The sequence below is a fragment of the uncultured Maribacter sp. genome (genome assembly GCF_963974015.1).
Lineage (GTDB): Bacteria > Bacteroidota > Bacteroidia > Flavobacteriales > Flavobacteriaceae > Maribacter.
Genome location: NZ_CAXBBZ010000001.1, coordinates 680,709 through 696,443 on the forward strand (window position 1 = coordinate 680,709; position 15,735 = coordinate 696,443).

Sequence of the window (15,735 nt, forward strand, 5' to 3'; positions counted from 1 at the left end):
GCAACTAGCAACCATCAACTATTTGTAACTTCTTTGTTTTAATTCGATTTCGTTGAACTCTAACTGTTCTTTATGCAAAACTGCATCAGCAGGTTCTCCTTTAAATTCCCAAGCAGAAACGAATGCAAAATCTACATCATTACGTTTTGCTTCTCCTTTTTGTTCGCCATCAAGTTCAACGGACTCTTCTCTAAAATGACCGCCACATGATTCAGCTCTTTCTAAAGCATCTTTAGCGAATAATTCGCCTAACTCTAAGAAGTCAGCTACACGACCCGCTTTTTCTAGTTCGGCATTTAGTTCGTTTGCTGTTCCAGGAACACTTACGTTCTTGTAGAAATCTTCACGTAGTGCCTTAATTTCAGCCATAGCTTCTTTTAAACCTTGAGCATTACGAGACATTCCACATTTATCCCACATGATTTTACCCAATCTTTTATGGTAATAATCAACAGAATGAGAACCTTTATTGTTGATAAAGAAATTAATCTTATCGTTTACAGATTTTTCAGCTTCATCGAACTCAGGGGTATTCGTCGGAATTTTCCCTGTTCTAATTTCATGAGATAAGTAATCGCCAATGGTGTAAGGCAATACGAAATATCCATCGGCTAAACCTTGCATTAAAGCAGAAGCTCCAAGTCTGTTTGCTCCATGATCAGAGAAGTTGGCTTCACCAATACAGTATAAGCCTTCAACTGTAGTCATTAGATTGTAATCTACCCAAACACCACCCATGGTATAGTGTACTGCTGGATAAATCATCATTGGGGTTTTATACGGATTCTGATCTACAATTTTCTCGTACATCTGAAAAAGGTTCCCATATTTAGCTTCCACTATTGCCTTGCCTAAATCGTATATTTTTTCTTTAGATGCGTTTTCTATATTATGGATCTTAGCTTGTTCTATACCATAACGGTGTATGGCAGAAGCAAAATCTAAATAGACGGCTTCACCGGTTGCATTTACTCCGTAACCAGCATCACAACGTTCTTTTGCTGCTCTTGATGCAACATCACGTGGTACTAAATTACCGAATGCAGGATAACGACGCTCTAAGTAATAATCTCTTTCATCTTCAGATAAATCGGTCGGCTTTTTCTTGCCTTCACGAATTGCCATTACATCGTCCAAATTCTTTGGAACCCAAATACGACCATCATTACGTAATGATTCGGACATCAAGGTTAATTTAGATTGATAATCTCCAGAACGCGGTATGCATGTTGGGTGAATTTGTGTATAACAAGGGTTTGCAAAAAATGCCCCTTTCTTGTGTATTTTCCATGCAGCAGTTGCATTAGAACCCATGGCATTTGTTGATAAGAAATAAACATTTCCGTATCCACCCGAAGCAATAACGACTGCATGAGCAGAATGACGCTCAATTTCCCCTGTTATCAGGTTACGAGCAATAATTCCTCTTGCTTTGCCATTTACCTTAACAACATCTAACATTTCATGACGATTGAACGGGGTAATTTTACCACGCGCAATTTGTCTATTCATTGCAGAATATGCCCCTAATAATAATTGTTGTCCTGTTTGTCCTTTTGCATAAAAAGTACGCGAAACTAAAACACCACCGAATGAACGGTTGTCTAATAGTCCGCCATAATCCCGTGCAAAGGGTACACCTTGGGCAACACACTGGTCGATGATATTTCCAGACACTTCTGCCAAACGATAAACGTTCGCTTCTCTAGAACGATAATCGCCACCTTTTACCGTATCGTAAAATAAACGGTAAGTAGAATCACCATCTCCTTGATAGTTTTTAGCAGCATTGATACCACCTTGCGCTGCAATAGAGTGCGCTCTTCTTGGTGAATCTTGGTAACAAAACGTTTTAACGTTATAACCTAATTCTGCCAAGGTAGCCGCAGCAGAACCACCAGCTAATCCTGTACCTACAACGATAACATCTATGTTTCGTTTATTGGCAGGGTTTACCAAATCAATATGGTTCTTATAATCGGTCCACTTCGTTTTCAATGGACCTTTAGGTACTTTTGAGTCTAATACAGACATAAGTAAAAGGTATTAATGATTAAAATGATGATAAATGGCAATGAAAATAAAGCCTAACGGAATTATGATAGCATATGCCTTACCAAAAGTTTGAAGCTTTTTCTTTCTCATCGATGTAACACCGGCAGACTGAAAAGCAGAACTGAATCCGTGCATAAGGTGTAATGATAAAAATACAAAGGCCAATACATAAGCAGCAACCCTAATCGGATTTACAAATTTATGTGTCAGTTCTTCGTAGTAACGAAAACCTTCACCGTCTCCCAACATTCCGGACATATCGCCTTGAATATATTTGATATTGATTTCTGGTAACCAGAAATCAATAAAATGCAGTACTAAAAAGGCTAAAATTGCCAATCCACTGTAAATCATGTTTCTACTCATCCAGCTAGAATTAGCAGAACCATTGTTTTTAGCGTAATTAACTGCTCTAGCATTTCTATTTTTAATTTCTAGAATGAAACCCATCACAAAGTGATAAATAACTCCAAAGATTAAAACAGGTTGCAAAAGGTATTGTACGGCCCAAAAAGTACCCATAAAATGCGAAGCTTCATTGAACGCATTAGGACTGAAAACCGATAAAATATTAATTGCAAAATGCTGAAGTAGAAAAAACATTAAAAAGAAAGCAGAAAGTGCCATTGCATACTTTCTACCAATCGAAGATTTAAAAAATCCGCTCATTAGTTGTTAATTTTATACGCGAATTTACATCACACGCTAGTTATTAACAAGTTTTCAAGGGCTTTAGTATGTCAATTTAGATTCATTTTAAGAATCAATTTTATACTGTTGAACATTTATAACTTTAATCTACTAAAAGGATTAAAAATCTTGAACAAAAATCCAATGTGATAATTGATAAGTTTTGAACTGTGATTTTTCTATGGCCCAAAGCATGCCTTCATCTAAATTTTTGAATTGAATAATAGAGTTTTTAAAGAAAAATTGTTCTAAGAGTAAACTTGCCCAACTGCCAGAGGTTTGACCTACCACACTTTTAAAGGTCATTTTATGTCTGTTTTGATAAAACTTGAGCCAATTGGACGGTACTACATAATAGTTTGTTTATGCGATTGGCAATGTAGTTTATTGAAATTTCTAAGCCATATATGTTTTCAGCTGCGGTAACAATTTTAGAGGCGTCTTCCCACTCTGAAAAGAACTCCTTTATTCATTTCTGATATAATAATTCCCTATTCTCTTTGATCTGATTAAGCAACTGAAGCTTTTTTACTCGGTTCATTTTTCCATATCTTTTAATTGAATTGATAAGGCCTTGGTGGAAAGTTGAACTTCAATTAGACTCAAAACTAAGGAAATGATTAAAGCAAATAAACTAATGCCAAACACTATTTTGGCCAAAATTACATATTCAAAAAATAGGAGTGCCATTGTAATTACAGCTAATAAAAAACTGAATATAGCAGTTGCTTGCATGTTTTTTATTATGGTTAGTCTTTTGCGTAATTTTTTAACTTGTAAGCCAATAGATGGTGAAGCTGTTTCTTGATATTTTTGATGCAATTGACGAATTAGAGCAGCAATGGCTAGGTATCGAGCATTATAGGCTAACATGGTCAAAGAAATTGCGGGGAATAGTAAAGCAGGTATCCCTAAAGTAAGTTCCATATGTTTTTTGTAAGATTTTAATCTATAGCAATACCAAAATATGTCCAAGTGACATTTGTATTGAACGGATTTCGTTGCGCATGTAATTCACCGGGTTCTATAGTGATGCAATGTCCAGGTCCTACTTCATATTCTTTGCCCGAAATGGTAAAAACGGCTTTACCTGTCTGAATATGAAAAACTTCAAACATGGTGTCATGTTTATGTATTTCGACTTCTTGGCCAGGTTTAAAGACGGCTGTACCGTACATCATCAATTGAGGAATTTCATTATAACCAATTAATGTTCTTTTTTTTATCTCAGGATTATGGCTAACACCCAATTCTGGTAATTGATTCCAATCAACTATTTTCATAGTGGTTATTCAATTTCAAAAGTGACAAGTTCCGTTTTTCCGTTTCCTTTTAATTCAACAGAATAAGAACCTTTGGGCAGATAGGTCTTTCCATCATCTGCTGTCTTTAATTCCGTTTTATGTTTTTTGAGGTAGTTTAATTTTCCAATTTTGGAGAATGCCAAATCATATGATAGAATGTTGATTCCTTTATCAGACACAATATCGGTCTCACTAACTAAAATATCATCGTATGATTTTATTTTGGCTTGGTAAACCTCATCCCTGTTAGAATAAAAAGTTATATCTAATCCTGGTGTACTTGCTTTTGACCATGAGTTCCACGCATTGCCCCAGCGCTCAGAAAATTTAATGTTTTCGAGCGGATAAATGTGTAAATCCTTTTGAAGGACTTCAGGGGTCATTTTTTGTACGTTTGAAATGTCTGCCTTGTAAATACTTCTTCCGTGTGTGCCTACTAAAAGGTGTTTTGCTTCTGGTTGAATAACCAAATCATGTATGGCAATACTTGGCATTCCATCTTGGAAAGCCTCCCATGATGTGCCTTGGTCAAATGAAGCATATAACCCATTATCAGTACCTACAAAAAGTAAATTTTCATTTTCAGGATCTTCAATGATAACGTTCACTGGAGAATTAGGAATGTTGGCACTGATACTTTTCCAAGTTTTACCGTAGTCATTGCTTTCATACAAGTAGGTTGTAAAATCATCCCAACGGTAGCCGCTAAGCGCCAAATATACCCGCTCTTTCTTATGTTGTGAAGCCACTAAACTACTGACCCATAAATCCTTTTTGAGGGATCCAGATATAATTTGCCAACGACTACCCCCATCTTTTGATACCTGCGCAATACCATCATCACTACCTGTATACAGCAGTCCAAATTGAAAAGGAGATTCAGATATACAAGTTAGGGTGCCAAAAGGAACATTTCCTTCTTTGCCTCCTGAAGTAAGATCTGGTGAAATAGCTTGCCAAGTATCACCTTGGTCCATGGAGCGTATCAATTTATTGGTTCCAAAATAGAGGATGTCTTGATTATGTGGTGATAGCAAAATGGGCGATTCCCAATTGAAGCGATAGGGCTTTTCACCTAATTCGTGTTTGGGCCTAATAAAGGTGCGTTTATCATTTTTAAGATCTATTCTAGAATAATATCCAAATTGTGATCCGGTAAAAATGATGTCAGGATTTCTTCGGTCTATTTGAATTTGCATACCGTCCCCCCCGGCTACCCCTTTCCAAGGGTTGTGCCCTGTTTCTTGCCAGCTTGCATCGATTTCGGCATTATGAGGGCCCATCCAAACGCCGTTATCTTGGAGGCCACCATATACATTATACGGTTCTTGGTGATCAATGTTAATGGCAAAGAACGTACCCACTGGTTCTGAATTATTTTTAATCCAATGCTCCCCATCATCATAGGAAATATTTAGGCCTCCATCATTTCCATTGATCAAATGACCGGGTCTTTTAGGGTTTACCCATAGGGAATGATGGTCTACATGCACATTTTCTTTTTGTATGGACGTATACGTTTTACCTGCATCCTCAGATTTTATGATAGGTACCCCTAGAAGATAAATTTTATCCTTATTGTTTGCAGCTACACGCACTTGCGCAAATACATAACCGTAACTGTAAAACAGGTCGTCGATGTATTCTTCGTTCTGTTTTTTCCAAGTTTTTCCGGCATCATTACTTCTATAAACCTCTGCTCCAATAACAGGAGAGCTGGTTTCATCACCATCTCCCAAATAAAGTGCTAAGTCCACTGGTTTCACCTCATTTTTTGAAACCAGTTGCTTAACAGCGGTTGCCGTATATTTTTTAGGAAAGCGATTGTCCTTTAAAAAAGTGTCTAGTTCGGTATTATCCAATTTTTGAAAATCGGCATTTGACATCGTTTTAAAATCTTCCTTACTAAGCCCAGTAGTCTTTTCATTTTCATCGAATTTTTTCGGTCTTCGAAATTGATTATCATGAACGGCATAAACCGTGTTTTCATCATAAACGGCAAATCCTATTCGACCCACCCCATCGCCTGTCGGAAATCCACTTTCGGCGGTTGAAATTTTAGACCATGAATTACCTCCATCGGTGCTTATGTAGATGCCCGATGCATTTCCATTACCTGTAAAATTCCAAGCTTTCCTATCTTTTTGCCAAGCTGCGGCATACTGAATTGAAAAATCATTGGGGGCAAAGGCTACATCGATAATTCCCGTAGTATTGTTTATAAATAAGGTTTTTTGCCAGGTATCACCTCCATCTCTCGTCTTATACATACCTCGTTCTTCGTTGGGCGAATACAAATGCCCGGTTACCCCTACCACCACTTCATTCGGGTCTTTTGGATTTATAATGATTCGGCCAAAATGGTGTGCATCTTTCAAGCCTTTGTTCTCCCATATCTTACCATTATCGGTCGTTTTTAATATCCCGATACCTGAATACGAAGACCGTGAGGAAATATTCTCTCCCGTACCCACATAAATGGTTTTCGAAGGCCAGTGAACCGCAATATCACCAACGTTTAGGGTTGGGGCATTGTCCATGATAGGTATAAAAGAGGTTCCATTATTTTGCGTATGCCATACACCTCCTGATGCATACCCAACGTAGAATTCAGTAGGGTCGTTTGGATTGACTTCCAAATCGGCCACCCTACCGCTCATTATTGTAGGGCCAATGTTTTTCAGAGGAAGATTTTTTAGGAGCGAATTGGCTTCCATAGTTTTTTTGGCAGCGAGGGATTCATCAACCTTTTGTGGTGCCGTAGGTTGTACTTGTGCCGTTGAAATTGAAATACTGGCAAGTAGTATAAGGTAGAATTGTTTCATTTTCATTTTTTTGATAATGCTGATGGTAAGTTAAGGATTAGTTTTCCCCTTGCCAATTTTAGGATTGACTACCGCTTTCCAATTGTAGTCAATGATTCACTTAGTTTTTTTGTTTTTGAATCAACTTCGGCTTGTGCTTTTTCTATAGCATCTGTAGTAGCGCTATCTGAAGTGTGATTCACATCATTAACAGACTCGATAGCATCTATATACCAAATTCCCCAAGCTTTTAAAATTTCTATTTCATTAGTTAACGGCTCTCCAGTATCAATTGCTTTTTTACTCAATTCAAATTCGTTCGACAAACGAAGTAAGGCTTGCTCTTTTAACATTGAGGTTTGTTTCAATGCAAAAGCCGTACCTGCATTCACCAATTTCAATCCACTGACTAAAGCCGCAGTACCCACATTTTTTAAGGTTTCTTGCGAAACTTTATCGATACGGTCATTATCAGTATGGTAAAATTGATCCGTAAAGTGCCAAAGTAAAAGTCCGGGAATATCGGCCTGTAAAAATGGTGTGTGATCACTACCTCCTTCAAACGGATTCGTTTCTACTTTCCAATTTGCGAATTCACCTTGTTCTTTAAAATTTGAAAGGATAAAATCGTTGAGGAAATGTGGTTTCATATCCTCTAGCGATAAAACCTCGCCACCCCATTCGGTATGTTTATCGTTACCTCTTGTCCAGATAGCACTAGGGTCTGGCATTTTCTCGATTAAAAATGAACCGCCCGTTATATCTGTATTTTCACCGACCATATCCAAACTTATACCCCATTTTATACCCTTAGCACGTTGTGGGTCTTCTTCTATATATCTGCGTGTCGAAATTATTTCATCTCCCCATAAAAAGGTCATGCTACGGTCAATTTCAATTTTATGCTCCTTGAATAAATTTGCAGCTACTTTTGCCATTTCTAATTGAGCACCTACGCCAGTAGCATTATCATTTGCCCCTGGTTCTTGAATATGCGCACTAAATACCAATCGCTCATCTGGGTTGTTGGCTCCTTTAATAGTTGCCACAACGGTTAGTTCTTCAGATGGGTATCGTTTGGTTTGGATGTTTACCAAGACGTTGGTCTTTCCTTTTTTCAAATGATCAATTAATCTTTCTTTTGCCTCGTAGGAAAGTGCGATACCCCAAAAATCAGAAGCATCTTCATCGGGCAAACTTCTAAATTGTATGGAGGTTTTGTTTTTTTCTGGTTGCAAATAATCAGGATTGTTATAGGAAATGATACCTAAGGCACCTTTTTCTAAAGCAAGTTTAGCCGGTCTTCTTGAGCCCATTTCTGTGAAAATCACTTTTCCACTTACTGAAAGTGTTTCTAGCTCATCAATAGATTTTATCCAAACTACTTCAGCTGTTATACCATTTTTAGATGTTGATGCCGAATTTAAATAGGTCATGTTTCTATTCGTTTCCGACTTCAATACAGGTTTTTCTTCACCAAGTATTTGTAACGAGGCTGAAACGGGTTCCCAAGTGTTATGTTCCATTGCTCGTTTTTCAATGCGATAGATTAGTCGGTCAGAAATTGCGGCATCTTTTTCTAACACGTAACCAGCGGCTTTTAAGGTATCGGCAATGAGATAGACAGTTTTGTTAAATCCTGAATTGCCAACTACACGCCAATAGTCTTCCATGAAATCTGCGGTTTCATAGGCTAATTGTCCAGTAAATTCAGGGCGAACTAATTCAAAATAATCAACAGTGGTTTCCGTCGAATGTTGAGAGCAGCCTGTTAAAAAAGAAAAGCAGAGCATTATTTGAACAATACCCTGCTTAAACAATTTTCTTTTAATGAGTTTTATGAAATTTATTCTTCCCATTTCCAATCGTTACCTATTATCAATTTCTCCTTTAAATTATTTTTTATCATGAATTCTTTGGTAGTCTCACTGTCCATTTTAGTTGCTGGTAATTTGTCAGCATTTGCTAAAGAATACAACATCATCGTACCAAAACGAGCTGTATTGGTCATGTGATCTTCATTCACTAAATTGAAATCATCACAATCAGAATGATAGCAACCATATATGGAACGATCTAAATTACTAGTTACAGATAAAATCGGAACACCTTCTAACATGAAAGGTTGGTGGTCGCTATGCAGACCAGATTTGTTAGAAAATGTGTTTTGATAGATGGTATCTTGTTGCTGAATAGCTGCGCCTAAATCATTAAAAAACTTCTCGTCATCTAACTTTCCACCAGCATTCATACCGATAGGATTACCTGACATATCTAGATTCATCATATACTTTATATTGTCAATGGTGTTATTTTCAATAGCCTTTTCCACTAGATGTTTAGAACCAAGAAGCCCTTGCTCTTCACCCATGAACATTACAAATTTTACTGTTCGCTTAGGTTGTAGGTTATTTGCCTTAAAAGCTCTTGCGATATCGATAACTGCAAAAGATCCAATACCGTTATCGATGGCACCTGTTGCTAAATCCCAAGAATCTAAATGGCCGCCAATAACAATTTGCTCTTCCTGAATTGTAGAGCCAGCTAATGTAGCTACAACATTTCTTGCTTTAATAACATTGCTTGTATTCGTCATTGCTATTTTTGCACTGGCTTTTTTAGTTTTTAATGATTCTTTTAATGCCATGCCGTCTTCTTTACCGATACAAACTGCAGGAATCGGAATTAACTCTCCTGTTACAGAGGCTGTGCCGGTCAAAAGAACTCCGTTATCCACTTGATTAACGATTATAATACCAATGGCGCCATATTTTATTGCTAATGCCGTTTTTTCACTACGGTGTAGGTTGGTCAAACCTTCTACACTTTCAGGTAAAATATTGATATAAGCTAAGGCAATTTTTCCCTTAACCAAATCTGGGTTGGCAGCATAGTCCGCTTCTAAGCCATTACCCATATCTACAATTTCTCCTGTTATATTAGCTTCTATAGGAGAATGACCTAGGGTAACAACTTTTGTAGGCTTATCGTTTATGGATAAAGAAACATCACCACGAGCCCATGCTTCAACTTCAAAAGTTTCATACACGACATCTTCAAAGCCGTATTCTTTGAACTTATTAAAGGTGTATTCTTCGGCTTTTGCACCATTGGATGATCCAGTTAATCTATGTCCTATGGTTTCGGTGGCCTCCTTTAGAGTGCTATAGCCTTTTGAATTCTCTTTGATTTCAGTATCTATTCGAGCAAATAATTCTACTTGTGACTCTTCTTTTTTGGTTTCACTACATGAACTTATTATGAGGGCTAATAAGACGAAAAAAATTGGTTTCTTCATTTTTTGATTTATTGAGTTAGGATTTTATTTTTTTGTTATTTTTAATTTGTAATTCACTCTTTTTCAATTGTATATTCAATTTTTTGATGTCAACATCTATAAATTTTTTGAATTTCGCATCCACATCTTTTAATCGTTTGTTGAAAATAGTATATACTTCTCTCTGCTGATCTGTAGGTTTGAAATCGGCTCCATATCCGCCAATATCACTAGCCAAGGCACTAAGTCTTCCATATAGTTTCATGGGAGATCTAAAAGCATCTTCTCGCGCACCGGTTAATTGAATGTCATAAAGCGAGGCAACAATAGTTTCTGCTTCTTTTCTTAATTCTTGAGATTTTTTACGATCAGTACCACGTTCTAGTTTGGGAATAATTTCGTTCAATTCAGCCCTAATCGTTTCAATATCGTTTATCATGGTAACTGCGAGGTTCATGGCATCTCGCAGTTCTAAGGAGAATGCTACTTGTGCTGTTAATTCTTCTAAACTTGCTTCTGAATATGGATCTTTTACAACCTCTAATTCACGAATAAATTCCTGGTCACCTACAATCAGTTTTACTTTGTAATTTTTTGGTATCACACGTGGGCCGAATTGACCTCGCCACAAATCTAAATCCCAAGTAACTAAAGGTCGCCAACCTTCACCGTTTAATTGTACCCATGGTCTTCCAGGTGGTGTTGTCTTTAATTTCGCTTTGTAAGTGGGTTCATATCTCAAATCCCACATTACTCGATGTATACCTGCATTCTGTTTGCCTTTTAAGGTTCTGATAATTTCATCGTTATCGGCCAATACTTGAATTTCTACTTTTTGGTTGGTACTATCCTGTAAATAATAATGGATATCTGCCCCGTAAGCAGGGTTGGTTCCGGAGTTTAAACTTGGTCCATCCGTTTTTATACTTTGTTGGTCTATAAACCGATATGCTGGTCGTAGACTAAATAAATGTGCTGATTTATTCTTTGCATCTACATCGAATTCACGTAATGGGGCTACATTATCTAAGATGTAATAACCACGGCCATAGGTACCCACAACTAAATCATCAAAACGTTCTTGAATCTCAAGCCAATATACCGGTACTGGTGGTAAGTTGTTTCGAAAACGCATCCAGTTAGCACCATCATCATGGCTTATATAAAGACCATTGTCTACGCCGAGGTATAACATGCCTTCCCTTTTAGGGTCTTCTTTTATTACATGTGCAAAACTATGTACCGATTTTGGGACAGTCGAGCTTATTAATTTCCACGTTGATCCATAATCTTCTGTTTTATAAACATAAGGATCAAAATCTCCCATTTGATGTAAGTCTACAGTAATATAAACAGTTCCTTTTTTATAACGTGATATTTCAATATTGGCAATAGTTCCCCACTTTGGTAAATCTGGAACATTTGCTGTTACATTAGTCCAATTTGAACCTCCATTTTTGGTTAAATGAACCTGCCCATCATTACTGCCTGTCCATATTATGCCAGGTTCTAACTCGGATTCCACAATGCTGAATAATACAGAACCATCAAAGGTCATCAGGTTATCAACGGCTATTCCTCCAGAATTTTGTTGGTGTGTTTTATCATTCAACGTTAGATCAGGACTTATAACTTGCCAGCTTTGACCTCCATCATCACTTTTATGAACATATTGGCTTCCTACATATACTCGATGTTCGGTATGTGGTGAAAAGGCCAATGGAAAATTCCAATGCCAGCGATACTTTAGTTTGCCAGGCTCCCAGCCATAACCTGCTTCTGGCCAAACACGAACATCACGAACATGACCTGTTTTTGCATTGTAGCGTTGTAATCCCCCATCATAACAGCCAGACCATACAATGTCATTATCAAAAGGGTCTGGTTGGGCAAAACCGCTTTCGCATCCACCTACGCCTTGCCATAATCCTAAAGGAATATAGCCTTGCCTGCTATTACTTGGTCCTTTATAAGAATAGCCATCTTGTCGATTACCATAAACATTATAGGGAATCTGATCATCTACTGAAACATGATACATTTGTGCGATAGGCAGCACGATGCGTTGAAAAGTCTCTCCGTGATTACTACTAATACTTGCACCACCGTCATGAGCGACCATTATTCGATCCGCATTAGAGGGGTCTATCCAAATATCATGATTATCACCTCCTGCACTATACCCTCCTTTGATTGTTTTTCCGCCATCTTTTGAAATACTAAACTTTACACTAGCAAAATATAATTCGTTTGGGTCTGTGGTAGATACCGCCATTCGAGTATAATAAGGTGCTCTTTCTGCGATATCGTGATTTCGGGTTTGTAAAGTCCAAGTTTCTCCAAAATCTTCGGAACGGTATAATGCCGGACTATCAATTTCAAAAAGAGCGTAGACGATATTTGGATTTGAATGGGAAATGGCAACCGCCGTTTTACCTACGGGATTTTCTTTACCTCCAGGAAGTCCTTTTGTATTTAGCGCCTCCCAATTTTCACCCCCATCTGTTGTTCTATATACGCCGCCTCCAGAACCGCCGCTATTTAATCCCCAAGTATTTATTTGTATAGACCACATACCCACTAATAGGCGATCAGGATTTTGTGGGTCTATAGCTAGCTCGGCTGCACCGGTGTTCTCATCTATAAAAAATATGCGTTTCCAAGTTTCACCCCCATCTACAGTTTTATATACACCACGTTCTTGTTGTTTACTATATGTATGGCCTAATGCCGCAGCGTATACAATGTCTGGATTAGTAGGATGAACGATTACGCGGCCAATACGACCTGTTTTTTCCAGACCCATATTTTTCCAGGTATTTCCCCCGTCTATAGATTTATAGATGCCGTCACCCATTGAGTGAGCTGGTCTAATAACAAAGGTTTCACCTGTACCGACCCACACAATATCTGGATTGGTCGGCGCTATCGCCAAAGATCCTATAGAAGATACCTCTTGATCATCAAAAATTGGTTTCCAAGTACTACCTGCGTCGGTTGTTTTCCATAACCCCCCTGATGCTGCACCAATATAAGTGGTCATTGGATCTTTTGGTATTCCTGCAATAGCAATAGTACGATTGCCTTCAGGGCCGATAAATCGAAATTTTAAATTTTCAAAAACAGAACTTTCAGTTTGGGCTTGTGCAGATAAGAATACTAAAAAAAATAGTGTTGTAATAAGTAGCCTATTTTTCATTAGTTATCAGTTTTTATGGTTGAGACTCACAAGTTAACTAATTAACATCTAAATGTTATAAAATTGTTGGGTATGACTTTCATAATTATATGCTTTATTTTCTATTGAAACAACACATAATCCGTAATTTTATATCAAAATGTAAATTCATGAAATACGATCAAATACCTAATTCGTTATTTATAAAGAACCGAAAGAAATTTATGGATCGCATGCAACCAAAAAGCATTGCCGTTTTTAATTCGAATGATATTTATCCGATAAGTGCCGATAGTGTATTGCCTTTTGAACAACATAGAGATATTTTCTACTTGTCTGGGGCAGATCAAGAAGAGACTATTTTAGTACTGTTTCCAGATTCTATAAATAAAAAGAACCGAGAAATTCTCTTCGTTAGGGAGACAAACGAACATATTGCTATTTGGGAAGGTGAAAAATTGACCAAAGAAAAAGCAATAGAGGTTTCTGGTATTCAAAATATTCAATGGTTAAAGGATTTTGACAAAACATTCTTTGATTTAATGACCGAAGCCAAAACAATCTACTTTAATACGAATGAGCATTATAGGCAGGCGGTAGAAACTGAAACACGAGAAGACCGTTTTATTAAAAAATGTAAGCAACAATTTCCTGCACATCTAGTTGCTAAAAGTAATCCAATTCTACAAGAAATACGTGGCGTTAAAGAGCCCGAAGAGTTAGAATTGATGCAAATGGCCTGTAATATTACGGAAAAAGGTTTCAGACGGCTATTGGGTTTTGTTAAGCCTGGGGTCATGGAATATGAGATCGAGGCAGAACTAGTACATGAGTTTGTTAGTAATCGTTCTAAAGGTTTTGCGTATCCACCGATTATCGCTTCTGGTAACAATGCAAATGTGTTACACTATTTAGAGAATAATAAGGCTTGTAATGGTGGTGATTTAATTTTGATGGATGTTGCTGCAGAATACGCAAACTATTCTAGTGATTTGACTAGAACTATTCCTGTAAACGGAAAATTCACAAAACGACAAAAAGAGGTTTACAATGCCGTTTTACGGGTAAAGGATGATGCCACCAAAATGTTGGTTCCTGGTACGCTATGGGCTGAGTACCACAAAGAATGTGGTAAATTAATGACATCTGAATTATTAGGGTTGGGATTATTGGATAAGGCCGATGTACAAAATGAGAATCCTGAATGGCCCGCGTATAAAAAATATTTCATGCATGGTACAAGTCATCATATTGGCTTGAATACACATGACTATGGAGCTTTAAAAACGCCCATGAAAGCAAATATGGTATTTACAGTTGAACCGGGAATCTATATTCCGGCAGAAAATATGGGAATTCGATTAGAAGATGATGTAGTAATTCAACAAAAGGGAGAGCCTTTTAATCTTATGGCAAATATTCCTATTAAGGCCGATGAGATAGAAGAATTGATGAACAGATAATACCATAGAATGAAATTAGTATCATGGAATGTTAATGGGATAAGGGCTTCTGTAAAAAAGGGCTTTGAAAATATTGTTAAAGATTTTGACGCAGATGTTTTTTGTATTCAAGAAACCAAGGCGCAAGACGACCAAGTAAGTGAAGCATTAAAAGATATAAGTGGCTATGAACTATTCACCAATAGCGCTGATAAAAAAGGATATTCTGGTACAGGAATTTTAACAAAGCAAAAGCCTGTTCAATTCAAAAGGGACATGGGTATTGCTGAGCATGACTTAGAAGGCCGTATCACCCATACTGAATTTGAGCACTTTCATTTGGTGAATGTATATATACCAAATAGCGGAAGTGGATTAAAACGATTGGATTATAGAGCAGGATGGGACAAGGCTTTTACGAATTACCTTAAAGAGCTTTCAAAAACGAAACCTTTAATTATTACGGGCGATTTTAATGTTGCGCATACTGAAAATGATTTGGCAAACCCGAAGAGTAATTACAATAAAACATCTGGCTTTACACAGGTAGAAATTGATGGTTTTGATCATATGCTGAATGAATTAAATTTGGTGGATAGTTTTAGAAAATTGCACCCAACTACATTCGATAAGTATACTTTTTGGAGTATGCGTGGTGGTGCAAGAAGTAGAAATGTTGGTTGGCGGCTCGATTATTTCTTGGTGAGCGAATCTATTTGGGACAAAGTGAAATCAGCAGAGATTCATGATCAAATTATGGGGAGTGACCACTGTCCTATTAGTTTAGAAATTGAATTTTAGAATATGGGGTTAATTTTATTGTTTCAAGAAACTGTTGAAATTGAAAAAAAAATGCGGGAAGCGCCTGATAACTCTTATGAAATAGGCGTTGCCATAGGAACCTACCTTCCATTTGTTGTGTTGGTTTTAATAGCGTATGCCTTTTATTACTATTCTAAAAAACGAAAAAATAGAGAGTTGTAAT

The 15,735-nt window shown here is 37.2% G+C and carries 12 protein-coding genes; 3 read left to right on the forward strand and 9 right to left on the reverse strand.

The window, feature by feature from the left end; all coding sequences use genetic code 11:
* Positions 1-18: 18 nt before the first annotated feature.
* The 9 genes from AACZ41_RS02945 to AACZ41_RS02985 form a co-directional block, all read right to left on the reverse strand.
* Positions 19-2,034, reverse strand: coding sequence for a fumarate reductase/succinate dehydrogenase flavoprotein subunit (locus tag AACZ41_RS02945; protein WP_339626339.1), 2,016 nt, complete (start codon positions 2,032-2,034; stop codon positions 19-21).
* A 12-nt stretch (positions 2,035-2,046) separates the two neighbouring features.
* Positions 2,047-2,724, reverse strand: coding sequence for a succinate dehydrogenase cytochrome b subunit (locus AACZ41_RS02950; protein ID WP_339626341.1), 678 nt, complete (start codon positions 2,722-2,724; stop codon positions 2,047-2,049).
* A 141-nt stretch (positions 2,725-2,865) separates the two neighbouring features.
* Complete coding sequence (locus tag AACZ41_RS02955) at positions 2,866-3,051, reverse strand: hypothetical protein (protein WP_339626344.1); 186 nt, start codon at positions 3,049-3,051, stop codon at positions 2,866-2,868.
* Positions 3,052-3,282: 231 nt separating this feature from the next.
* A complete protein-coding gene (locus AACZ41_RS02960; protein ID WP_339626346.1) occupies positions 3,283-3,672 on the reverse strand; it encodes a DUF2721 domain-containing protein in 390 nt (129 codons plus the stop codon).
* Positions 3,673-3,689: 17 nt separating this feature from the next.
* Positions 3,690-4,028 (reverse strand): cupin domain-containing protein, encoded by a 339-nt coding sequence (locus AACZ41_RS02965; protein WP_339626348.1) that lies wholly within the window; start codon positions 4,026-4,028, stop codon positions 3,690-3,692.
* A gap of 5 nt (positions 4,029-4,033) precedes the next feature.
* Positions 4,034-6,874 carry a glycosyl hydrolase gene (locus tag AACZ41_RS02970; RefSeq protein ID WP_339626349.1) on the reverse strand — a complete coding sequence of 947 codons (2,841 nt, stop codon included), beginning with the start codon at positions 6,872-6,874 and terminating at the stop codon, positions 4,034-4,036.
* Positions 6,875-6,942: 68 nt separating this feature from the next.
* Entirely contained in the window at positions 6,943-8,712 is a 1,770-nt protein-coding gene (locus AACZ41_RS02975; RefSeq protein WP_339626351.1) for a M28 family peptidase, read from the reverse strand.
* Positions 8,700-10,151, reverse strand: coding sequence for a M20/M25/M40 family metallo-hydrolase (locus AACZ41_RS02980; RefSeq protein WP_339626353.1), 1,452 nt, complete (start codon positions 10,149-10,151; stop codon positions 8,700-8,702). The genes AACZ41_RS02975 and AACZ41_RS02980 overlap by 13 nt, the downstream gene beginning before the upstream one ends.
* Before the next feature lie 16 nt (positions 10,152-10,167).
* Positions 10,168-13,329 carry a glycosyl hydrolase gene (locus AACZ41_RS02985; protein WP_339626355.1) on the reverse strand — a complete coding sequence of 1,054 codons (3,162 nt, stop codon included), beginning with the start codon at positions 13,327-13,329 and terminating at the stop codon, positions 10,168-10,170.
* 149 nt (positions 13,330-13,478) lie between these two features.
* Here AACZ41_RS02985 and AACZ41_RS02990 point away from each other — a divergent pair, with 149 nt between their 5' ends.
* The 3 genes from AACZ41_RS02990 to AACZ41_RS03000 are packed head-to-tail and all read left to right on the forward strand — an operon-like array spanning position 13,479 to position 15,734.
* Complete coding sequence (locus AACZ41_RS02990; protein WP_339626358.1) at positions 13,479-14,771, forward strand: aminopeptidase P family protein; 1,293 nt, start codon at positions 13,479-13,481, stop codon at positions 14,769-14,771.
* A 9-nt stretch (positions 14,772-14,780) separates the two neighbouring features.
* Positions 14,781-15,551 (forward strand): exodeoxyribonuclease III, encoded by a 771-nt coding sequence (locus AACZ41_RS02995; RefSeq protein WP_339626360.1) that lies wholly within the window; start codon positions 14,781-14,783, stop codon positions 15,549-15,551.
* Between the two features lie 3 nt (positions 15,552-15,554).
* Positions 15,555-15,734, forward strand: coding sequence for a hypothetical protein (locus AACZ41_RS03000; RefSeq protein WP_339626362.1), 180 nt, complete (start codon positions 15,555-15,557; stop codon positions 15,732-15,734).
* Position 15,735: the final 1 nt, after the last annotated feature.

Excerpts from the sequence above, each read along its gene's own strand:
- AACZ41_RS02970 (WP_339626349.1), bottom strand. The coding sequence starts at position 6,874 with ATGAAACAATTCTACCTTATACTACTTGCCAGTATTTCAATTTCAACG.
- AACZ41_RS02985 (WP_339626355.1), bottom strand. The coding sequence starts at position 13,329 with ATGAAAAATAGGCTACTTATTACAACACTATTTTTTTTAGTATTCTTA.
- AACZ41_RS02945 (WP_339626339.1), bottom strand. The coding sequence starts at position 2,034 with ATGTCTGTATTAGACTCAAAAGTACCTAAAGGTCCATTGAAAACGAAG.
- AACZ41_RS02975 (WP_339626351.1), bottom strand. The coding sequence starts at position 8,712 with ATGGGAAGAATAAATTTCATAAAACTCATTAAAAGAAAATTGTTTAAG.
- AACZ41_RS02950 (WP_339626341.1), bottom strand. The coding sequence starts at position 2,724 with ATGAGCGGATTTTTTAAATCTTCGATTGGTAGAAAGTATGCAATGGCA.
- AACZ41_RS02960 (WP_339626346.1), bottom strand. The coding sequence starts at position 3,672 with ATGGAACTTACTTTAGGGATACCTGCTTTACTATTCCCCGCAATTTCT.
- AACZ41_RS02955 (WP_339626344.1), bottom strand. The coding sequence starts at position 3,051 with ATGACCTTTAAAAGTGTGGTAGGTCAAACCTCTGGCAGTTGGGCAAGT.
- AACZ41_RS02995 (WP_339626360.1), top strand. The coding sequence starts at position 14,781 with ATGAAATTAGTATCATGGAATGTTAATGGGATAAGGGCTTCTGTAAAA.
- AACZ41_RS02965 (WP_339626348.1), bottom strand. The coding sequence starts at position 4,028 with ATGAAAATAGTTGATTGGAATCAATTACCAGAATTGGGTGTTAGCCAT.
- AACZ41_RS02990 (WP_339626358.1), top strand. The coding sequence starts at position 13,479 with ATGAAATACGATCAAATACCTAATTCGTTATTTATAAAGAACCGAAAG.
- AACZ41_RS03000 (WP_339626362.1), top strand. The coding sequence starts at position 15,555 with ATGGGGTTAATTTTATTGTTTCAAGAAACTGTTGAAATTGAAAAAAAA.
- AACZ41_RS02980 (WP_339626353.1), bottom strand. The coding sequence starts at position 10,151 with ATGAAGAAACCAATTTTTTTCGTCTTATTAGCCCTCATAATAAGTTCA.